This is a genomic window from Nordella sp. HKS 07 (assembly GCF_011046735.1).
GTDB lineage: Bacteria > Pseudomonadota > Alphaproteobacteria > Rhizobiales > Aestuariivirgaceae > Taklimakanibacter.
In genome coordinates this window covers 1,661,941-1,680,725 of the sequence record NZ_CP049258.1, presented here as the reverse complement: position 1 = coordinate 1,680,725, position 18,785 = coordinate 1,661,941, and the positions used below count along the sequence as shown (strand labels likewise).

General features: G+C 64.7%; 19 protein-coding genes. 12 read left to right on the top strand and 7 right to left on the bottom strand.

Features of this window, described 5'->3' with window-relative positions; genetic code table 11:
* Nucleotides 1-79: 79 nt before the first annotated feature.
* Nucleotides 80-838, bottom strand: a complete 759-nt coding sequence (locus G5V57_RS07915) for a polysaccharide deacetylase family protein (protein WP_165166986.1) — start codon at nt 836-838, stop codon at nt 80-82.
* Nucleotides 835-1,920 carry a glycosyltransferase family 4 protein gene (locus tag G5V57_RS07910; RefSeq protein ID WP_165173924.1) on the bottom strand — a complete coding sequence of 362 codons (1,086 nt, stop codon included), beginning with the start codon at nt 1,918-1,920 and terminating at the stop codon, nt 835-837. Before G5V57_RS07910 ends, G5V57_RS07915 begins: the two co-directional genes overlap by 4 nt.
* Nucleotides 1,921-2,015: 95 nt before the next feature.
* Here G5V57_RS07910 and G5V57_RS07905 point away from each other — a divergent pair, with 95 nt between their 5' ends.
* Complete coding sequence (locus tag G5V57_RS07905; protein WP_371744753.1) at nt 2,016-3,146, top strand: DUF3095 domain-containing protein; 1,131 nt, start codon at nt 2,016-2,018, stop codon at nt 3,144-3,146.
* Nucleotides 3,147-3,161: 15 nt separating this feature from the next.
* Here the strand turns inward: G5V57_RS07905 and G5V57_RS07900 are convergent, their stop codons facing one another.
* The 5 genes from G5V57_RS07900 to G5V57_RS07880 are packed head-to-tail and all read right to left on the bottom strand — an operon-like array spanning nt 3,162 to nt 7,786.
* On the bottom strand, nt 3,162-4,004 hold the full coding sequence (locus G5V57_RS07900) for a protein phosphatase 2C domain-containing protein (protein ID WP_165166984.1): 843 nt from the start codon (nt 4,002-4,004) through the stop codon (nt 3,162-3,164).
* Entirely contained in the window at nt 4,001-5,140 is a 1,140-nt protein-coding gene (gene nagA, locus G5V57_RS07895) for an N-acetylglucosamine-6-phosphate deacetylase (RefSeq protein ID WP_165166983.1), read from the bottom strand. The genes G5V57_RS07900 and nagA overlap by 4 nt, the downstream gene beginning before the upstream one ends.
* Nucleotides 5,137-6,138 (bottom strand): SIS domain-containing protein, encoded by a 1,002-nt coding sequence (locus G5V57_RS07890; RefSeq protein ID WP_165166982.1) that lies wholly within the window; start codon nt 6,136-6,138, stop codon nt 5,137-5,139. Before G5V57_RS07890 ends, nagA begins: the two co-directional genes overlap by 4 nt.
* Nucleotides 6,135-6,899 (bottom strand): GntR family transcriptional regulator, encoded by a 765-nt coding sequence (locus G5V57_RS07885; protein ID WP_165166981.1) that lies wholly within the window; start codon nt 6,897-6,899, stop codon nt 6,135-6,137. Before G5V57_RS07885 ends, G5V57_RS07890 begins: the two co-directional genes overlap by 4 nt.
* Nucleotides 6,896-7,786 (bottom strand): BadF/BadG/BcrA/BcrD ATPase family protein, encoded by an 891-nt coding sequence (locus tag G5V57_RS07880; RefSeq protein ID WP_165166980.1) that lies wholly within the window; start codon nt 7,784-7,786, stop codon nt 6,896-6,898. Before G5V57_RS07880 ends, G5V57_RS07885 begins: the two co-directional genes overlap by 4 nt.
* 152 nt (nt 7,787-7,938) lie before the next feature.
* On the opposite strand from G5V57_RS07880, the gene G5V57_RS07875 reads away from it, so the two are divergent.
* The 11 genes from G5V57_RS07875 (at nt 7,939) to G5V57_RS07825 (ending at nt 18,733) form a co-directional block, all read left to right on the top strand.
* Nucleotides 7,939-8,679 carry an SDR family NAD(P)-dependent oxidoreductase gene (locus tag G5V57_RS07875; RefSeq protein ID WP_165166979.1) on the top strand — a complete coding sequence of 247 codons (741 nt, stop codon included), beginning with the start codon at nt 7,939-7,941 and terminating at the stop codon, nt 8,677-8,679.
* An 89-nt stretch (nt 8,680-8,768) separates the two neighbouring features.
* Nucleotides 8,769-9,020: a plasmid stabilization protein gene (locus G5V57_RS07870; RefSeq protein ID WP_165166978.1), complete on the top strand. Its 252-nt coding sequence runs from the start codon at nt 8,769-8,771 to the stop codon at nt 9,018-9,020.
* The gene (locus G5V57_RS07865) at nt 9,017-9,430 is read left to right on the top strand and encodes a type II toxin-antitoxin system VapC family toxin (RefSeq protein ID WP_165166977.1); all 414 of its coding nucleotides are present in this window, start codon (nt 9,017-9,019) and stop codon (nt 9,428-9,430) included. The genes G5V57_RS07870 and G5V57_RS07865 overlap by 4 nt, the downstream gene beginning before the upstream one ends.
* A gap of 137 nt (nt 9,431-9,567) precedes the next feature.
* On the top strand, nt 9,568-10,578 hold the full coding sequence (locus G5V57_RS07860; protein WP_246737569.1) for a sugar-binding transcriptional regulator: 1,011 nt from the start codon (nt 9,568-9,570) through the stop codon (nt 10,576-10,578).
* Between the two features lie 31 nt (nt 10,579-10,609).
* Complete coding sequence (locus tag G5V57_RS07855) at nt 10,610-12,049, top strand: ABC transporter substrate-binding protein (RefSeq protein ID WP_165166975.1); 1,440 nt, start codon at nt 10,610-10,612, stop codon at nt 12,047-12,049.
* Nucleotides 12,050-12,140: 91 nt separating this feature from the next.
* Nucleotides 12,141-13,067: a carbohydrate ABC transporter permease gene (locus G5V57_RS07850; RefSeq protein WP_165166974.1), complete on the top strand. Its 927-nt coding sequence runs from the start codon at nt 12,141-12,143 to the stop codon at nt 13,065-13,067.
* Nucleotides 13,068-13,071: 4 nt separating this feature from the next.
* Nucleotides 13,072-13,929, top strand: coding sequence for a carbohydrate ABC transporter permease (locus tag G5V57_RS07845; protein WP_165166973.1), 858 nt, complete (start codon nt 13,072-13,074; stop codon nt 13,927-13,929).
* 2 nt (nt 13,930-13,931) lie between these two features.
* Nucleotides 13,932-15,017 (top strand): ABC transporter ATP-binding protein, encoded by a 1,086-nt coding sequence (locus G5V57_RS07840; protein WP_165166972.1) that lies wholly within the window; start codon nt 13,932-13,934, stop codon nt 15,015-15,017.
* The gene (locus tag G5V57_RS07835) at nt 15,014-16,138 is read left to right on the top strand and encodes an ABC transporter ATP-binding protein (protein WP_165173922.1); all 1,125 of its coding nucleotides are present in this window, start codon (nt 15,014-15,016) and stop codon (nt 16,136-16,138) included. The genes G5V57_RS07840 and G5V57_RS07835 overlap by 4 nt, the downstream gene beginning before the upstream one ends.
* Nucleotides 16,135-17,700 carry an FGGY-family carbohydrate kinase gene (locus tag G5V57_RS07830; protein WP_165166971.1) on the top strand — a complete coding sequence of 522 codons (1,566 nt, stop codon included), beginning with the start codon at nt 16,135-16,137 and terminating at the stop codon, nt 17,698-17,700. Before G5V57_RS07835 ends, G5V57_RS07830 begins: the two co-directional genes overlap by 4 nt.
* The gene (locus tag G5V57_RS07825) at nt 17,693-18,733 is read left to right on the top strand and encodes a 2-hydroxyacid dehydrogenase (RefSeq protein WP_165173920.1); all 1,041 of its coding nucleotides are present in this window, start codon (nt 17,693-17,695) and stop codon (nt 18,731-18,733) included. The genes G5V57_RS07830 and G5V57_RS07825 overlap by 8 nt, the downstream gene beginning before the upstream one ends.
* Nucleotides 18,734-18,785: the final 52 nt, after the last annotated feature.

The window sequence follows — 18,785 nt, the reverse complement described above, 5'->3', positions numbered from 1 at the left end:
TTGTATTGCGCATCGGATTATCCGAAAACCGCTGCGATGGCCGGGTCAGGCCCGGTCACAAGCTTTTCGGTCCGATGCGCTATCGCTCGAGAAGCTCTGCCGGCGTTCGCCAGCGCACCACGCCGCTTCGGGCGGTGACGTCGAAGAGATCGCTCAGGAAGCGGAAAGCGTCGTCGTCGCTCACCAGATGATGGCTCAGCACGCCGACGGGTGCCGCGCCACCGGCAGCGCGCGCCTCCGCAAGTTCCCGGGCGAGGTCTGCGATCAGCACGCCATGATCGCGACAGCGATTGCCGGCGCGCGAATCGACGATGTCGATATGCGTGTTGACGACGGTGAGGTGCTCCGTCGAGGCGAGCTTGTGTCCGAAAGCCGACAGGCCAGTGTAGCCGAGCATCGGCAGATCATCGAGGAGCGCCGGATCGATACGATTCCAGGGCGGCACCAGCAAGCTGGTGAGCCTGTCGCGATAGAACTCGCTCAGGCGCGCAAGTCCTCTTGTGAGATCATCCTTGACCGCCTGGCGCGGCCGGTCATCGCCCAGTTCCTGCTTCTTCTCGGACGGGGGCGCGTGATTGGCATGCGACCAGCCATGGACGACGGGATGGATAAGTGTTTCCTGGGCGAGACGGTGGGCCAGATCAGGCCCGGTACTGACCGGGATGATCGCCAGCGCCACGGGCACGGCATAATCGCGCGCGAGGCCGATCAGCCGGTCGAGTGCCGGCGTCGGTGCCACCGCATCATCATCGCGCAGCCACAGCGAGGCGGTGCGGCCGGCGGCGCGCCACTCCTGAAGTTCGTCACGGAGCGGCCGCCAGAGATCTTCGTTCATCATGTCATCGCCTCGTTCAGGATCGCGGCCAGGCGCTCGGAGGCCTTGGTGAGCGAGCGCTCGGCGAGCACGAAATCGCGGGCCGCCCGGCCATAGGCCGCGCGTCTGGCGTCGTCCGTCAGCAATACGCGGACGGCCGCCGCATAGGCGGCGACATCGCCTTCGGGCGTCAGGATACCAGTCACGCCGTCGCGGACGACGGCCGGAACGCCGGCGGTCGATTGCGCCACCACCGGCAGGCCTGAGGCCTGCGCCTCGAGATAAGCGAGGCCATAGGCCTCGCCGGTGCCCGGCCAGGCATAGATGCCGCCCTGGCGCAGGCATTGAGGCACGGCTTCGGGCCTGAACTCACCTCGCCAGTCGAGGCGATCGGACGGGATTCGATCGAAAAGCGCCATGGTTTCCGCCCGCATCGGCCCGTCGCCTAGAATTGTGAGCCGCCAAGGCAGATCGAGCAGCAGCCCGAGCGCCTCGGCGAGCATGGTGAAGCTCGCAAATTTGTCGCCCTTGCGCATCATCGCGACCGCCATCAGGTGTGCGGGCGGTGCGGCGGCGCAACCATCACCATAGGCCTGCGTATCAATGAAAGGTGGAAGGGCCGCGAAGCGCGCCTCGGGCACGGACTTTTCCAGTCCGGCGCGGTCGCGCTCAGTGAAGCAGATATTGATGCGAGCGAGGCCGACTGCGTCGCGGATCAGTGCCTGGCGCTGTGCCCAGCCCTGGCGGTCGCGCTTGGGCGCGTAGGAAGCTTCGGCGGTGACATAGGGAATGTCGAAATGACGCGCGAGCTCAGGCCCAAGAAGATCGGGTGCCTTGTAATAGGGATGATAGGTGAACCAGAGATCGGGCCTTTGACCGTCCTGCCAGGCCTGCCTCAGGCGTGCCTTCTCCGCTTCGGCGGCATCAAGCAGGACAGCGAAAGCTTCCGGCGCGGGATCTGGCGTGAAGGCGCGCAAGCCGCTGGCGAGGTCCACCTCGAAGCCCGCCTGGCCGAGCGCCTTCATGATGAGCCGCGCCATCTGACGGTCCCCCGAGGGAACCGGATGGTCGGGCGCTTTGAGCGGGGCATAGAAGGCGATCCTCACCCCTTTGCCTATGGCGGCGGCGCGTGCAGGCGTCAATCCGGGATCGCGTTGTCGCCATGGCTAGGCTGCCATGCTAGTTTTTCCGGATGACCGATATGGGGCAGGACGATTTCTTCGAAGCGTTGCCGACCTTCGAAAAATTCTCGGGCGTCGCCGATGCGAAAAACTATCAGCCCTTGCCCGGCACGTGGTCACTGGCAACCGCCGACATCGTCAGCTCGACGCAGGCGATCGCGCGCGGCGAATACAAGGCCGTCAACATGGCGGGCGCCAGCGTGATCTCGGCGGTGCTGAATGCGGTGGGGACGCGCAAGATCCCCTTCGTCTTCGGCGGTGATGGCGCCATGCTGGCGGTGCCCGAGAATGCGGTGCCCGAGACAAGCGAGGCGCTCTCCCTCACGCAGGCCTGGGTCAAGGACGATCTGGGGCTCGATCTGCGCGCCGCCATCGTGCCGATGCGCGATATCAGGGCCGAGGGCCATGATGTGCGGGTCGCGCGCTTTCGCGCCAGCTCCGAGGTTACCTATGCGATGTTCGCGGGCGGCGGCGCCAGCTGGGCGGAGGCGCGGATGAAGGCGGGCGACTATCGTGTGCCGGCCGCCACGGCGGGCGCGCGTCCCGATCTCTCCGGCCTCTCCTGCCGCTGGGATCCCATCGCGGCAAAGAATGGCGAGATCGTTTCTCTCATCGTCACGCCGGTCGGCGTTGAACGCAGCGCCGATTTCACCAGGCTCATCGACGATATCATCGCCATCGTCGATGGCGAGGACCAGGCCGGCCTGCCGGTACCGCGCAAATTCGGCTTTCCGCCCAAGGGTCTCAATTACGAGGCGCTCGCCACGCGCCACGGATCGCTATGGCGGCGCAAGCTTCATATCCTCGCCGAAAGCCTGCTCGGCTGGCTGATTTTCCGCGCCAACCTGAAGATCGGCCGCTTCGATGCGGCGGTGTATAAGAACGATGTCGCGCAGAACACCGATTTCCGCAAGTTCGACGACGGGCTCAAGCTCACGGTCGACATTGCCCCGACGCTGATCACGCGCCTCGAGCAGCGCCTCGCCCAAGCCTATGAGGCGGGCCTCTGCCGCTATGGCCTGCACCGCCAGGATTCAGCGCTGATGACCTGCTTCGTGCCCAATCCTTTCGCGCGCGATCATTTCCACTTCATCGACGGAGCGGCGGGCGGCTATGCGATGGCGGCGGCGGAGCTGAAGGCAAGGGCCTGAGCGCAGTCCCGCCGATTACGCGACGAGCGCCACGGCGCTCGCATCATCCTGCGGCTTGAAGCGCGGAAATCGCCGGCAGTCGGGATCGCCCGCCTCGAGTGCCCGCAATCTCGCATAGAGGGTCTCGATCTCGCCCGGCTTCGCCACGCGCGCCAGAAGCTCGGCTTCGGAGAGATCGTGGTAGTGGTCGACGAGGCGAAAGAATCCATCGCTCGCCAGCAGCACGGGCGAGGGATCATCGAGTTCCAGATATTCGGCGAAAGCGAGACAGGCGCGGTCCGCCTCGATCACGCCGTAGCCACCCGTGCGGTTGCGTTTACGGCGATTGGCGAAGAGCGCCGGCTGCAAGGTTCGCACCATCTCCTTGAGATCGCTCACGCCTGAGGCGCGCAGGCGCATCGCCTCGGCGGTGATCCAATGATCGAAATCGTCATTCGGGAAATCGACGATGCGCTGGAAGCCACAGTGATCGCTGGCGATCAGGCGGCAGTCGCCGAGGCGCACGGCCTGCCACGTGCCGCCGATCCGGCAGACCGCGGCAATGCAGGCGGCGGGGGGATCGTATTTCTCCGGAAGTCTGTGCTGTCCGAGATCGTCGATCAGCCGGTCGATCAGCTCGGACATCGCGCCCGGTAGATCGGCAGCGCCGGGCAGCAGCGCGCGCAGATGATGATCGATGCGCGCCACGAACCATTGCGCGTCGCTGCCCATGAGGCCGAGGCCCTTGTCATTGATGCCGGTGACGCCGTCGAGCGCCCAGGCCGCTTTGACATCCTCAGGATCGCCGATGAAGCCCACGGCGTCCTCATTCACCTTGCCGCTGCCCCGGCTCAGATGCCCGGCGAGTTTGAGTTTCATGAGCTCTTTCCGTCGATCCAGGTTGTGGTGACGGCGAGATCGTCCGTCAGATGTACGAGATCGGCGCGGTAATCTGGAGCGATTCGGCCCCGAACGCGATCCTGCCCGAGAAATGCCGAGGGATAGAGCGAGGCCATGCGCAAGGCCTCGGCGAGATCGAGCCTCAGGATGTCGACGCAATAGCGCAGTGCCTGGTCCATCGTCAGGACGGAGCCCGCCAGCGTTCCGTCGGAAAGTGCCAAGCGGCCATTGCGGACCTCGACCTCGCGGCCCTGGAGCTTGAACCGTGCCGGACCGCCGGCGGCGGGCGGCATCGCGTCGGTGACGAGGAAGATGTGGCCCCTGGGCTTCGCGGCGAGCGCCACCCGCAAGGCGAGCGGATCGACATGATGGCCGTCGGCGATGATGCCGCAATAGCTGGCGCGATCGGCGAGCGCCGCGCCGACCATGCCAGGCTCGCGATGCTGCAGCTGGCTCATGGCGTTGTAGAGATGCGTGAAGCCGCGGGCGCCGGCGGCGAGAGCGGCCGCCGCCTGCGGCGCGGTCGCGTCGGAATGGCCGAGCGAAACGATGATGCCGGCCCTGGTCAAAGTGGCGATCGTCTCGGGCGAGACATGCGACGGCGACACGGTGAGGAGCACGATGCCGCAATCGAGGCGGGTGAGCCAGCTCACGTCGTCGGGCGTGATGGCGCGGATATACTCGGGCGGATGGGCGCCTCGCCGGCTGGGATCGAGGAAAGGCCCCTCGATATGGATGCCGAGAACGCCCGGAACATTCTCGCGCCGGGCCGTCGCCACCGCATCGGCGGCCTGATGGATGATGTCGGTGCGGTCGGTGATGACGGTCGGGAGCAGGCTGGTGGTGCCGTAGATGCGATAGGCTTCGGCCATGCGGCGGATGGTGGCGACGGTCGGCGCTTCATTGAGCAGCACGCCGCCGCCGCCATTCACTTGCGCGTCGACGAAGCCAGGCGCCAGCAGCCCGCCCGCGAGGTCGAGCGTCGGAATATCACCGGTCAGTTTCGCTGCGGGAAGGATGCTTTCGATCTTCTCCTGATCGATGACGACGGCCATGCCCTCGCGGATCGTATCGCCGTCGAAGAGGCGGGCACCCTTCAGCGCAAAGCGGGTCATCTGGTCTCCGTCACCTTTTTCAGAAGCCGCGGCTTGTCGGGATCGCGGTTGCGCGCCCGGGCGATGCGCTCGGCGCTGCCATAAAAGCTCTGGATCATCGAAATGGGATCGAGGCGCGGATCGCTGGTGCGGGCAAAGTCCGGCGTCATCACATGGGCGCCGGCTTCGGCCAGGCGCCGTGCCGTGTCGGCGGTGGTGGCGAAGGCCTTGTCCTCGGGCGCCAGCACCACGACCGGGAAGCCCGGTCCGACGAGCTCCATGGGCCCGTGAATCACCTCGGCGGCGGAATAGGCTTCGGCATGCAGACCGGAGGTCTCCTTGAGCTTGAGGGCCGCTTCCTGCGCCATCGGGAGCGAAGGGCCGCGGCCCAGCACATAGGCCGATGTCGCCGGCGCGAAGGCCTCCTCCATTTCGCTCCAGCGGATCGCGAGCGCACGGTCCAGGTCTTCCGGCAGCTTCTCGACCGCCTGGGCGAAGCGGGCATCTCCGCCACAGGCCGCGACGAGTGCCGCCGCCATGGCGGCCGACGCAATGAAGGTCTTGGTCGCGGCGACGCTGCGCTCAGGCCCGGCGCAAAGCGGCAGGCAGAGATCGGCCTCGCGCGCCAAGGGAGAATCCTCGGTGTTGGTCACGGCGAGGGTGGGGATGCCGGCGCGCTTCGCTTCGGCCTGGAAGGCCAGGATGTCGGGACTGCGGCCGGACTGCGAAATAGTGAGCAGCAGCGTGTCGCGCAAGGCGAGCCTGGCGCCGTAGACGGAGACGACGGAGGCGCCGACGGAGCAGCAGGGCAGGCCCAGCGTGATCTCGATCAGGTACTTGAAATAGGAAGCGGCGCAGTCCGAGGAACCGCGCGCGCAGGTGACGATGTGGCTCGGCGCTTTCGCCCGGTAGAGCTTGCCCAGCTCGGCAAGCGCGCTGCGGTTGGTGGTCAGCATGCGGGCAACGGCTTCGGGCGCTTCGGCGACTTCGCGCGCCATGTCGGTGTGATGTTCTGTCATGATCCTTCTGCGAGATGAAGTTCGGCGACGAAATCATAGGAATCGCCGCGGTAGTGTGAACGGGTGAATTCGACGACGCGTCCATCGGCGAGATAGGCCACACGTTCGGTGAAGAGAGCCGGGCTTCCTTCGGCAAGCCCAAGCAGGTCGCCATCGCCCTTGCCGAGGGCGGCGGCATGCAGGCGCTGCAAGGCGCGCACCGGGCGCAAGCCCCGTTCGATCAGTGTCTCATAGAGCGAGGTCTCGACGGCGAGCGGATCGGGCAGGAAACGGTGCGGGATGGTGGCGCGCTCGATGGCGAGCGGCTTATCCTCGGCGAGGCGCAGGCGATGCAGCCGGCTGACCTTCTCGCCGGGCGACAGCGCCAGGACGAGCGCCTCCTCGGGCGTCGGCAAAGCGATCGAGCGCTCCAGCCAGTCGGAGCGGGTATCGAGGCCACGAAGGCGCATGTCCTCGGTGAAGCTCGTCAGCCGCGACAGAGGCAGTTCGATACGCTCTTCCCGGGGTGCCACGAAAGTGCCGGAGCCGCGGCGCTGCACCAGGACGCCTTCCGCCACCAGATCGGCAAAGGCTTTGCGCACCGTGACGCGCGAAATTCCGAGCATGCGGGCGAGATCGCGTTCGCCGGGAATGGCGTCGCGGTCGGCGAGCTCGCCTTGCGCGATGGCGTCGGTGACGAGACGCTTGAGCTTCAGATAGAGCGGTGCCGACCCGCCCGCGGCGATGCGGGCGCGCGCGAAGAGTTGAGGCGCGGCGGTCATGCGCTCCAGCCTGCGAGGCCGACGGCCCGGCGCGCCATCATGATCGCGCCATCGAGGGCATCGCGCTTCGGCTCGATCAGATGGACTTTGAGATCCTCCGGCATATAGGGCGCCAAAGGCCTGGCGAGACCGCCGACAAGGGCGACGCTGGGCGCGCCGCGCGCCAGAAGCTCCCGGGCAAGTCGCGAGACGGCGCGCGCGGCGTCCTGGACGAGCTCGATTCCATAAGGATCGCCTTGCGCGGCGGCGGCGAAGATGCGCGGCGCATAGCGGGCATAGTCGCGCGGCAGCGCATGGCGCGCCCAGTCGGCGAAACCGTCGCGGTCACGCTGGAATTCCGTGAGTATTTCCTCAAGCAGGGGTGAGGAGGGAATGAGATTGTCGAGGCTCAGCGCGGCGCGCCGCAAGGCGCTGCGGCCCAAAATGGCGCCCGAGCCCTGATCGCCAAGAGGAAAGCCGAAGCCGCCGATCCAATGGCGCCGGCCGTCGACGAGAGCGAGGCCCGCCGAGCCAGTGCCGGCGATGACGATGCCGCCATCGGCGCCGTCATGAGCGCCAAGGCAGGCGGCATAGGCGTCGACATCGACGTTGACGCTCGCGAAGTCCCGCAAGGCGCGGCTGACCGCGCCGGTCGTCTCGTCGGTGACGGCGCCGGCGAGGCCGAGCCCGACATGAATAAAACGCCGGTCCGCCTCCGTGAGCCCCGCCTGGCCCATGGTTTCGGCCATGGTGGCATGGATCGTGGCGATGGCAGCCTCGAGATCCTGATAGAGATTGGCAAGGCCGCCGACCGCTTCGCCGAGGCGTTCGCCCTGCCGGTCGCGCAGGCGGACCCGGCATTTCGTGCCGCCGCCATCGACCCCCATGAACAGAATTCTGTCGGTCACCCGCGACTCTCCTTGCCGCCCTTGCCGCGAGCTATAATACCAAAGCAATACCTGTGTATAGTGGTATTATAGTGGTATTGCTCCGGGTTGAACGCCGGCGAAGGACGGGTTAAGCGCAGGCGCAACACAGTCAGATCTCGGAGAGGTATCCCGTGGCCGGAGAGCAGAAAGACCGCGTCATCCTGGTCACCGGCGCATCGCGCGGCATCGGCCGCGCCGCGCTCAGGGCGCTGGCCGAGAAGGGCGCCTATGTGGTGGCGACGGCGCGCACGCTCGAGGCCCTCGACGGGATCGAAGCGGAGGCGAAATCGCTGGGTGGCGCCGCGACGCCAGTCGCCTGCGAGATGAGCGAGGCGGGCGACATCGACGAGCTGGCGGCGCTGATCGCTCATCGTTTCAGCCGGCTCGACGGACTGTTCGGCAATGCCGGTATTCTCGGCAGGAAGCAGCCGGTCGGTGACTTGCCGCCGGAGGATTTCGATGCGGCGCTCGCCATCAATCTCACCGCCAATTTCCGGCTGCTGCACCGGCTCGATCCGCTGCTCCGGAAAAGCGCGGCCGGCCGGGCGCTGTTCGTGACCTCGGGCGTCGCCTGGAAGCGCCATGCCGGCTGGGCACCCTATGCGGTGAGCAAGGCGGCGCTCGAAGCGCTGGTCGGGGTCTATGCGCATGAGATCGAGGGCACGACGGTCCGGGCCAATCTGATCAGCCCGGGTCCGATCCGCACCGAATTGCGCACCGAAGCTTGGCCCGAGGAGGACCCGGAAAGCGTGCCCCGGCCTGAGGCGCTGGGGCCGTCGGTCCTCACCATGCTGAGCCCCGGCTTCGATCAGAATGGCGTGATTTTCGATTTTAAATCAAAGCGTTACACGCGGTGCCAGCCGCCGGGATAAGAGGCTCATCCAGAGTGCCATCAAGCCACCTCTTGCCATCTTGATGGCAAATCTTTCGGCCTCTATATTGGGCCGAAAGGAGATCTCCAATGGCCGAACCTCAACTTTCCGTGCGCAGCGCCAAAGCGCGGGATCTTGCCCACCGCCTGGCCCGTCGTGAAAACCGCTCGGTTTCCGATATCGTGGAGCGTGCATTGGAGGCCTATGAAATTCGTGAAACGGGCCGCGAACCGGCAGCAGCTTTTTATGCCCGCATGGCAGCTCCAAGTGACGCCGAAGACATCGATCTCGAGGCCATCATCAAGGAAAGCCGGCGGAAGCACACCGGGATCGATCTTTGATTTTCCTTGATACGAATGTCGTTGCCGAGACGTTGAGGAAGCAGCCGAACGAGGCCGTCGTCGCCTGGCTCGCCCGCTATGACGCCGAACTTGCGCTTTTCACCGTCGCCATCGCCGAGATCGCCTTCGGCATCGAAAAAATAAGACCGGACCAGCGCGCTCAGCAGCTGGAACAGCGCCTGTCCGATTGGCGATATCGTTTCGCCGGTCGGATATTTGGGCTGACGGAGGAGGCCGCACTTGCCTATGGCGAGATCATGGGATTTGCGACACGGCAGGGTCGTCCGATGTCTGAGCCTGACGGAATGATTGCCGCCATCGCACAAGTGAACGGTGGGCGCTTGGCCACCCGCAACCTCGCTGATTTCAAGACAACAGGCTTAAAGCTGGTCTCCCCCTGGGAGTTCTGAAAGTGCCCCTAATTTCAAACCTCTAGTGTGTCCCCGTCGCCGGCTTGCTGCGCCGCAACGACGAATTTCGTTGACTCACGCCCTGCGATGCAAAATATTGCAAGCAACGAAAAAAAATTCAAAAATGGATGGGAGCGTTGGATCAGCCGAGGTCACATCTGCAGGTCGACGAAGAAGCAACGCTGGCGGCGCGCGCCGCGTGGCTCTATTTCGCCGGCGGCCAGACCCAGGGCGAGATCGCCGAGAAGCTCAATGTCCCCAACACCAAGGCGCATCGCCTCATCGCGCGCGCCAGCCGCGATGGCCTGATCCGCGTCTTTGTCGAAGGTCCGATCGCCGGCTGCGTAGCGCTGGAGGAGAGGCTGAAAGCGAAATTCGGCCTCGGCCAATGCGAGGTCGTGCCCAATATCGATGACGGCCAGTTGCCCTTGCGGACGCTGGGCATGGCAGGGGCGCGCTATCTGCGCAATGTGCTCGACCGGGCCGCGCATGAGATTATCGGCGTCGGCCATGGCCGAACGCTGGCCGCGGCGATCGATTTCCTGCCGTCGTCGCCGGCACCGCATGTGAAATTCGTGTCGCTGCTCGGCGGCCTCACGCGCCGCTTCGCCGCCAATCCTTATGACGTGATCCACCGCTTGTCCGAGCGCACCGGCTCGGAAGCCTATCTCCTCCCGGTGCCCTTCTTCGCCAACAGCGTCGAAGACAAGGCGGTGCTCTTGTCGCAGTTTGGCATTGCCGATGTCGTGGCCTTGGCGCGCCAGGCCTCTCTCCATCTGGTCGGCATCGGCGAGGTCGACAATGCCGGCTTCATCACGTCGGCCGGAATGATCGCTCCCGCCGAGATCGACGAAGTAGCGCGCGCCGGTGCCTGCGGCGAGGTGCTGGGCTCGTTCTTCGCCGCCGATGGCGGGCGCGTGCCGACCGATCTGTCGGAGCGGGCGCTCGCCCCCGACATCGAATTGCTGCGCGGGCGCGAAATGGTCGCCATCGCCGGCGGCCGCAACAAGATCACAGCCATTCGCGCGGTGCTGAAGAGCGGCCTCCTGACCGGCCTCATCACCGACGAGACAACCGCCGGGCAACTGGCGGAAGACGAACCGGGCGCAGAAACCGGTGACAAGAACAACAAGACGGTATCGGCCTGAAGACTGTCCAAACCAACGGAGGAAAATGGGTATGTACGAGAAAGAAAAAGGGCTGTTCGACGCATTCGTCGCCGGCAAGCTCTCGCGTCGCGAATTGCTCGCCACTTCGGCCAAGCTCGGAATTTCGGCCGCTGCCGGCGGCATGCTGCTCACGGCCGCGCAGACGCGCGCCATGGCGGCGGAGTTCGACTGGATGGCCCACAAGGGCACCAAGCTCAAGCTCCTGCTCAACAAGCATCCCTATGCGGATGCGATGATCGCCAATCTGCAGACCTTCAAGGACATGACCGGCATGGACGTCACCTATGACGTCTTCCCCGAAGATGTCTATTTCGACAAGGTGACGGCGGCGCTCTCATCGGGCTCCAGTGAATATGATGCCTTCATGACCGGCGCCTATATGACCTGGACTTATGGTCCCGCCGGCTGGATCGCCGATCTCAACGAGTACATCAAGGATCCGGCCAAGACCAACCCGACCTATAATTGGGACGACGTGCTGCCGGGCCTGCGCGCCTCGACGGCGTGGAACGGTGTGCCGGGCGGCGAGCTCGGTTCGGCGGACGCCAAGCAATGGTGCATCCCCTGGGGCTATGAGCTCAACAACCTCTCCTACAATGTGAAGATGTTCGAGAAGGCCGGCGTCCAGCCGCCGAAGAATCTCGACGAGCTCGTGGCGACGGCGGCGAAGCTCACCAAAGATCTGGGCGGGCCCTATGGCGTCGGCGTGCGCGGCTCGCGTTCCTGGGCCACGATCCATCCGGGCTTCCTGTCCGGCTATTCGAATTTCGGCCAGAGAGACTTCACCGTCGCCGACGGCAAGCTCACTGCGGCGATGAATACGGCCGAATCGAAAGCCTTCCACAAGCAGTGGGTGCAGATGATCCAGGAATCGGGGCCGAAGAACTGGTCGACCTATACCTGGTATCAGGTCGGCACCGATCTCGGCGCCGGCGCCTCTGCCATGATCTTCGACGCCGACATTCTCGGTTACTTCATGAATGGCGGCGACAACAAGGAGAAGGGCAATATCGGCTATGCACCCTTCGCCGCCAATCCGAAGGCCTCGGCGCCGACGCCCAATGTATGGATCTGGTCGTTGGCGCTCTCGAACTTCTCCGCGCAGAAGGACGCGGCCTGGTACTTCATGCAGTGGGCCTCGTCCGTCGAGCACGATCTGTTCGGCGCACGCAAGATGGACTTCGTCAATCCGGTCCGCGCCTCGGTGTGGAAGGATGAGGAGTTCCGCAGCCGCATCGACAAGTCGTATCCTGGCTATCTCAACCAGCACGACACGTCGGCGCCGGGAGCGAAGATCTACTTCACGGCGCAGCCGCTGTTCTTCGACCTCACCACGCAGTGGGCGGAGACATTGCAGAAGATGGTGGCCAAGGAGCTGCCGGTCGATGAGGGCCTCGACAAGCTCGCCGCCAATATCGACAAGCAACTGAAGGATGCCGGTCTCGGCTAGGCATCGACCCGCGCAGTCCGGCCGACCCTCCCCGGCCGGGCTGCGCACCCCTCGATATGACCTATAATAAAATGGAGAACGGGCCACGATCATGACCGCGGCAGCCGATCACGTGACGCAACCGAAGACGAGCAGCCGGTTCTTCCGCCGCGCACTGCCCTATCTCCTCAGCCTGCCGGCGCTCCTCGTCTGCATCGGCATCCTCATCCCGTTCTTCACCGCCGTCTATTACTCGCTGCTGCGCTTCCGGCTGAATTTGCCTGCCCTCAAGGGCTTCATCTGGTTCGACAACTACATCAATTTCCTCAGTGATCCGGCCTTCTGGAACACGGTCAAGATCTCGCTCGTGTATGCGGGCCTCACCGTCGGCGTCGAATTGCTGCTCGGACTCGGCATCGCACTCCTCCTGCAGAAGCCGACCCGCTTCAACAATGTCGCCTCGATCCTGCTGCTCCTGCCCTTGATGACGGCGCCGGCCCTTGCCGCTCTCATGTGGAAGCTCATGACCAACCCCAATTTCGGGATTCTCAGCTACTTCGTGAGCCTGCTCGGCTTCCACAATTTCAAATGGGCTTCCGATCCCTCGACCGCGCTTCTCACCGTCACGCTGGTCGATGTCTGGGTCTATACGCCCTTCATCATGATCCTGCTGCTGGCGGGATTGCGCTCCTTGCCGAAGGCGCCCTTCGAAGCGGCGGCGCTCGACGGCGTGCCCAGGAGCTTCGTCTTCTTCCGCATCACGCTACCGATGCTATTGCCCTATATCATCACCGCGTCGCTGTTCCGCCTCCTCGATTCGATCCAGCAATTCGACATCATCTATTCGATGACGCAGGGCGGGCCCGGTGACCGGCTGATGGTGTTCCAGGTCCAGTCCTATCTCGAGTTCTTCCAGTATACGAATGTCGGACGCTCGGCGGCGCTGCTGATCATCCTGTGGGCGATCACCTATCTGCTGTCGAACGTCTTCATCAAACAGTGGCTCAAACTGCGCGAACGCGCGCATGGGGGAGCGTGACGCCATGGACCACACTTCCGGCCTCGAGCGCGCCATCCGCGGCATCCTTATCGGCCTCGTCCTGATCTTCTTCCTGTTCCCGATCTTCTGGATCGTGCTGATGTCGTTCCAGACGAACGAGACGATCCTGCGCATCCCGCCGAGCATCGTCTTCGAGCCGACGCTCACCAACTATTCGGCGCTGATCACCGGCCGGCTCGAAACCACGGCCGGCAATCTCGACATCGCCTTCATGAAGAATCTCTGGAACAGCGTGCTGCTCTCGACCCTGTCGGTGGCGCTGTCGCTCATCCTGGGCGTGCCGGCGGCCTATGCCTTCGCCCGCTTCCGCTTCCGGCTCGGGGAAGACATCGCCTTCACGCTCTTGTCCTTCCGCTTCGCGCCGCCGCTTCTGGTGCTCCTGCCGCTCAGCCTCTATTTCAAGCAGCTCGGCCTCACCAACACCTATATCGGCCTCATCTGGGTCTATCAGCTCATCTGCCTGCCGCTGATCCTGTGGATCGTGCGCGGCTATTTCGAGGATATCAGCCCCGATATCGAACATGCCTATCGCATCGCCGGCAACAGCTGGTGGCGGACCTTCCGCAAGATCGCCGTGCCGCTCGCCATGCCCGGCATCGCGGCGGCGGGCCTCCTCGCCTTCATCTTCGCCTGGAACAATTTCATCTTCGCGCTCATCCTCGCTTCAGCCGACAAGCAGCCGGTGACGGTAGGCGCGCTCGCCTTCGTGACCGCGTCCGGCATCCAATATGGGCAGATCGCCGCGGCCATCGTGCTGTCGATCGCACCGACCCTGGCGCTTGCCCTCTATGCGCAGCGCTACCTGGTCGAAGGCCTGTCGCTCGGCGCGGTGAAGGGTTGATCATGCCGCATCTCGAACTCGCCGCCGTTTCCAAATCCTTCAAGTCCAACAAGGTGCTGGACGATATCTCACTCGTCGCCGACGCCGGCGAGATCGTCGTCATCTTCGGGCCCTCGGGCACCGGCAAGACGGTGCTCCTGCGTCTCATCGCCGGCGTCGAGGAACCGACCACGGGCCGGATCAGCATCGATGATCAGGACATGGCCGATGTGGCGCCCGAACATCGCGATGTCGGCATGGCCTTCCAGAATTTCGCGCTCTTCCCGCATCTCGACGCTTTCGAGAATATCGCCAGTCCATTGAGGGCGCGGGCGCAAAGCGAAGGCCAGATCAAGGACGGCGTGGCGCGCGTCGCCAAGCTCCTCAAGATCGACCATGTGCTCGGCCACGCGCCGCGGCAATTGTCGAACGGCCAGAAGCAGCGCACGGCCCTGGCCCGAGCGCTCGCCTCGTCGCCGAAACTTCTCCTCCTCGATGATCCCTTGCGCAATGTCGATGCGAAACTGCGTTTCGAGATGCGCCTCGAGCTGCCGCGGCTTCTGCGCCAGGCGAGATCGACGGTGCTCTATGTGACCCAGGACTACAAGGAGGCCATGGCGCTCGCCGACCGCATCGCCGTGCTGGCGAACGGAAAGTTCGTCCAGGTGGCGACGCCGGAAGAGATCTATCGCCATCCGGCGACGGTGAGCGTGGCGCGGCTGTTCGGCGATCCGACCATCAATCTCGTCGAGACGATCGTCGGCGACGATGCGACGATCGATCTTGCCGGCGAGAAGGCGGCAGTCGACAAGGCCTATGTCCCGCTCAAGGGCAAAGCCGTCACTTTCGGGGTCCGGCCGGAGGCGGTCGAGGTTTCGAACAGCGCCGGCCATGGCTTCAAGGCGCGGGTCATGGCGGTGACGCCGCTCAACGAACGCACCGTTCTTCTGCTGCAGACCAAGGCCGGCGCCGAGCTTCTGGCGTCGCTTCCATCATCGTCGCCTGTCATCCCCAGATCGGAAAGCGAGGTCGCCATTACTTTCAATCCCATCGGCACCCATCTCTTCGACCGCGAAACGGGTGCGGCCCTCGCGAAAGGACGAGCCTGATGTCGTCCGAGCTCGTTCTCCAGAATGTCGACAAGATCTATGGCTCAGGTGCGGTCCATGCGGTGAAAGATCTGAGCTTCACGGTGAAGCCCGGCGAAATCACCGCATTGCTCGGCTCCTCGGGATGCGGCAAGACCTCGACCTTGCGCATGATCGCGGGCTTCGAGACCCTGACACGCGGCTCGATCGCGCTCGACAATCGCCCCATCCATATGCTGGCGCCGGCGCAACGCGGCGTCGCCATGGCGTTCGAGACCTATTCACTTTATCCGCCGCTCACCCTTGCCGAGAACATCTCCTTCGCGCTGAAGGCTCAGAAACTTGGGAGCGCCGAGGTCAACAAGCGGGTCAAGGCCATGGCCGAAATGCTCGAGATCGGCGACGTGCTGCACAAATACCCAAGCTCGGTCTCGGGCGGCCAGCAGCAACGGGCGAGCCTGGGGCGCGCGCTGGTGCGTTCCGCCGGCCTCTACCTGCTCGACGAGCCGATGGGGCAGCTCGAGCCGCAGTTGCGCGCCGTGCTGCGCGGGCGCATCAAGCATTATCTGCGCGAGCACAAATGCACGACGATCCTCGTCACCCATGACCAGACGGAGGCCAATGCGCTCGCCGACCGCATCGCCGTCATGGAAGGCGGGGTGCTGCAGCAATATGCGACGCCGGCGGAGCTGAAGACGCGCCCCGTCAATCTCTTCGTCGGTTCGTTCATCGGCGAGCCGCCGATGAATGTCCTGCCGGTGCGGGTCAAGGACAACGGCCAGACCATCGAGCTCGTTCTCGAGGGCGGCGAGGGCCAAACGCTTTCCTATGCCGCGCGGGATTTCCCGGACGCCGTGCGCCAGCGCCTCAAGAATGACGAAGGGCTGATGTTGGGGGTAAGGCCGCATGCGGTGCATATCGGCGAGAGCGGGCTCACGGCACGCGTCGTCACCTGCCAATGGCTCGGCGACCAGACCCATATCGCCGCCGAGATCGCCGGGCGCACCGTCGTATCCGTCTCGCATGAAAAGATCGCGGCGGTGCCGGGCAGCACCCTGCGCCTGCGCATCACCCCCAATGATCTGCATATGTTCTCCGCCGGCAGTGGCGAGGCCATCGCCCATGGCGCGGAGCTCGCATGAGTGACGATGTAATTATCGGCATCGACGCCGGAACGTCGGTAATCAAATCCGTCGCCTTTTCGACGAGAGGCGAACAGCTGGCGGTCGCGGCCATCGCCAATGGCTACAAGACACTCAAGAATGGCGGCGTCGAGCAGGATATGGCGCGCACCTGGAAAGATGCGGCGCAGACCTTGCGAGACCTCGCCGACAAGATCGACAATCTCAATCATCGCGTCGTCGCCATCGCGGTGACGGGGCAGGGCGATGGGATGTGGCTCATCGACAAGGGCGGCGAGCCGGCCGCTCCCGCCTGGCTGTGGCTCGATTCACGCGCCGCTTCGATCGCCGAGGACTTCACCCGATCCGACGCCTATCCGGCCCACTATGAGCGCACCGGCACCGGCGTGAATGCCTGCCAACAGAATGTCCAGCTCGCCTGGCTCAAGCGCAACGCGCCCGACGTGCTCGCCGCCGCCCATTCAGCGCATCATTGCAAGGACTGGCTCTATTTCAAGCTGACGGGCGAGCGGGTATGCGATCCTTCCGAAGCCAATTTCACTTTCGGCAATTATCGCACCCGCCAATATGCGCCGGAGATCCTGGACGCGCTTGCGGCACCCGAAGCTAAGCGGCTCCTGCCGCCGATCATCGAGGGAACGGAAGTCGCGCATGGGTTGAGCCTCGACGCGGCGGCCGCCACCGGTCTCGCCGCCGGAACGCCGATGGTGCTCGGCTATGTCGATGTCGTCTGCACGGCGCTGGGCGGCGGCCTGTTCGACCGCGAAGGCCGAGTCGGCTGCTCGATCGCGGGCTCGACCGGCATGCATATGCGGCTGGCGCCGAGCGTTGATGCGGTGCGCCTCAATGAAGAGCGGACCGGCTACACCATGGCCTTTCCGGCGCCGGGCATGCTGGCGCAAATGCAGTCAAACATGGCTTCGACCCTCAATATCGACTGGATGCTCGATCTCGGCCGCGACGTGCTGGCGAGCCAGGGCGTCGAGCGCAGCCGCCGTGATCTGATCGAGGGGATCGATGAGCGCATATTGGAGCGGCCCGGCGGCCGGCTTCTCTATCACCCCTATATTTCGCAAGCTGGCGAGCGCGGGCCTTTCCTCGACGCGGGGGCGAGAGCGCAGTTCACCGGGCTCGAGGCGGGGATGGGCTATGCCGACCTGATGCGCGCGGTCTTCGAGGGTCTGAGCCTTGCCGCGCGCGACTGCTATGCCGCGATGGGTCCTCTCCCTAAGGATGTGCGGCTCACCGGAGGAGGCGCGCGCTCCAATGCGCTGCGGCTATTGTTCGCCAGTGCGCTCAACGCGCCGGTGCGCAGTGTGCAACGCGAGGAAGCGGGTGCCGCGGGCGCGGCGATGATGGCCTGCGTGCAGCAGAAGATCTATCCCAGCATGGAGAGTTGCGCGGCGCACTGGGTCGAGCCGGCGCTCGGGCCCGAAACGAAGCCCGATGCTGCGCTCGCGCGAATGTTCGACGAAATCTACCCGATCTACAAGGAAACGCGCGAGCGGATGCGACCCATCTGGCGCGCGCTGCAGACTGCGAGGCAATTTGATGATGCGTAAGCTTGTTATCATTGGCGATCATTTCATGCGCTCGGACATGTTCGAGAAGGCGATAAGGGAGAAATGCCCGAAAGTCGTTCTCGACATCGTGCGGCATGATCTCGACTGGCCGGACAAGCCGATGGAGCATGGCTACGCGCAAGCCGGCATGGACGGGCTCAAGGAATATATGGGCGGTGTCGATGACACGGTGGCCCTGATCGACGGCGCCGAGATCCTGGTCACGCATCTCGCACCCCTGTCGGTCGAGATCATGGCGCGCTGCCCGGCGCTCAAATTCGTCGCCGTGTCGCGCGGCGGACCGGTCAATATCGACATGAAGGCGGCACGTGAGCGCGGCATCACTGTCGTCAACACGCCAGGCCGCAATGCGTCGGCCGTCGCCGAGTTCGCCATCGGCGCCATTCTCGCCGAGACGCGCCTCATCACCCGTGGGCATGATGCGCTCAGGCGCGGCGAGTGGCGGGGCGACCTCTATCGAGCCGACCGCACCGGCGAGGAATTGTCGGAGATGACGGTCGGCGTCATCGGCTATGGCCAGATCGGTACGCGCGTCGTGCGCCTGCTCAAGGTCTTCGGCTGCCGCATCCTGGTCACCGACCCTTATGTGCAATTGTCGGCGACAGACCGCGCCGACGGCGTCGAGCAGGTGGCGCTCGATACGCTGCTCGCCAGATCCGACGTCGTGACGCTGCATCCGCGCGTCACCAAGGAGACGGAAAAGATGATCAATGCCGAGACGCTGGCGCAGATGAAGCCGACCGCCATCCTCATCAACACGGCGCGCGGGCCGCTCGTCGATTACGACGCGCTCTACCAAGCGCTGGCGGGCGGGCATCTCAGGAGCGCGATGCTGGAGACCTTCGCCGTCGAGCCGGTGCCGGCCGATTGGCCGCTGCTCGAGCTCGAAAATGTGACGCTCACCCCGCATATCGCCGGCGCCTCGGTCAGGACCGTCACCTATGCGGCGGGTCTCGCGGCGGAAGAGGTGAGGCGCTATCTCACCGGCGAGCCTCCCGTGAACAGGTGCTAGTGTGTTCGTCCTTCACCCAACCTGGTTCCCCCTCACCTTAACCCTCTCCCCC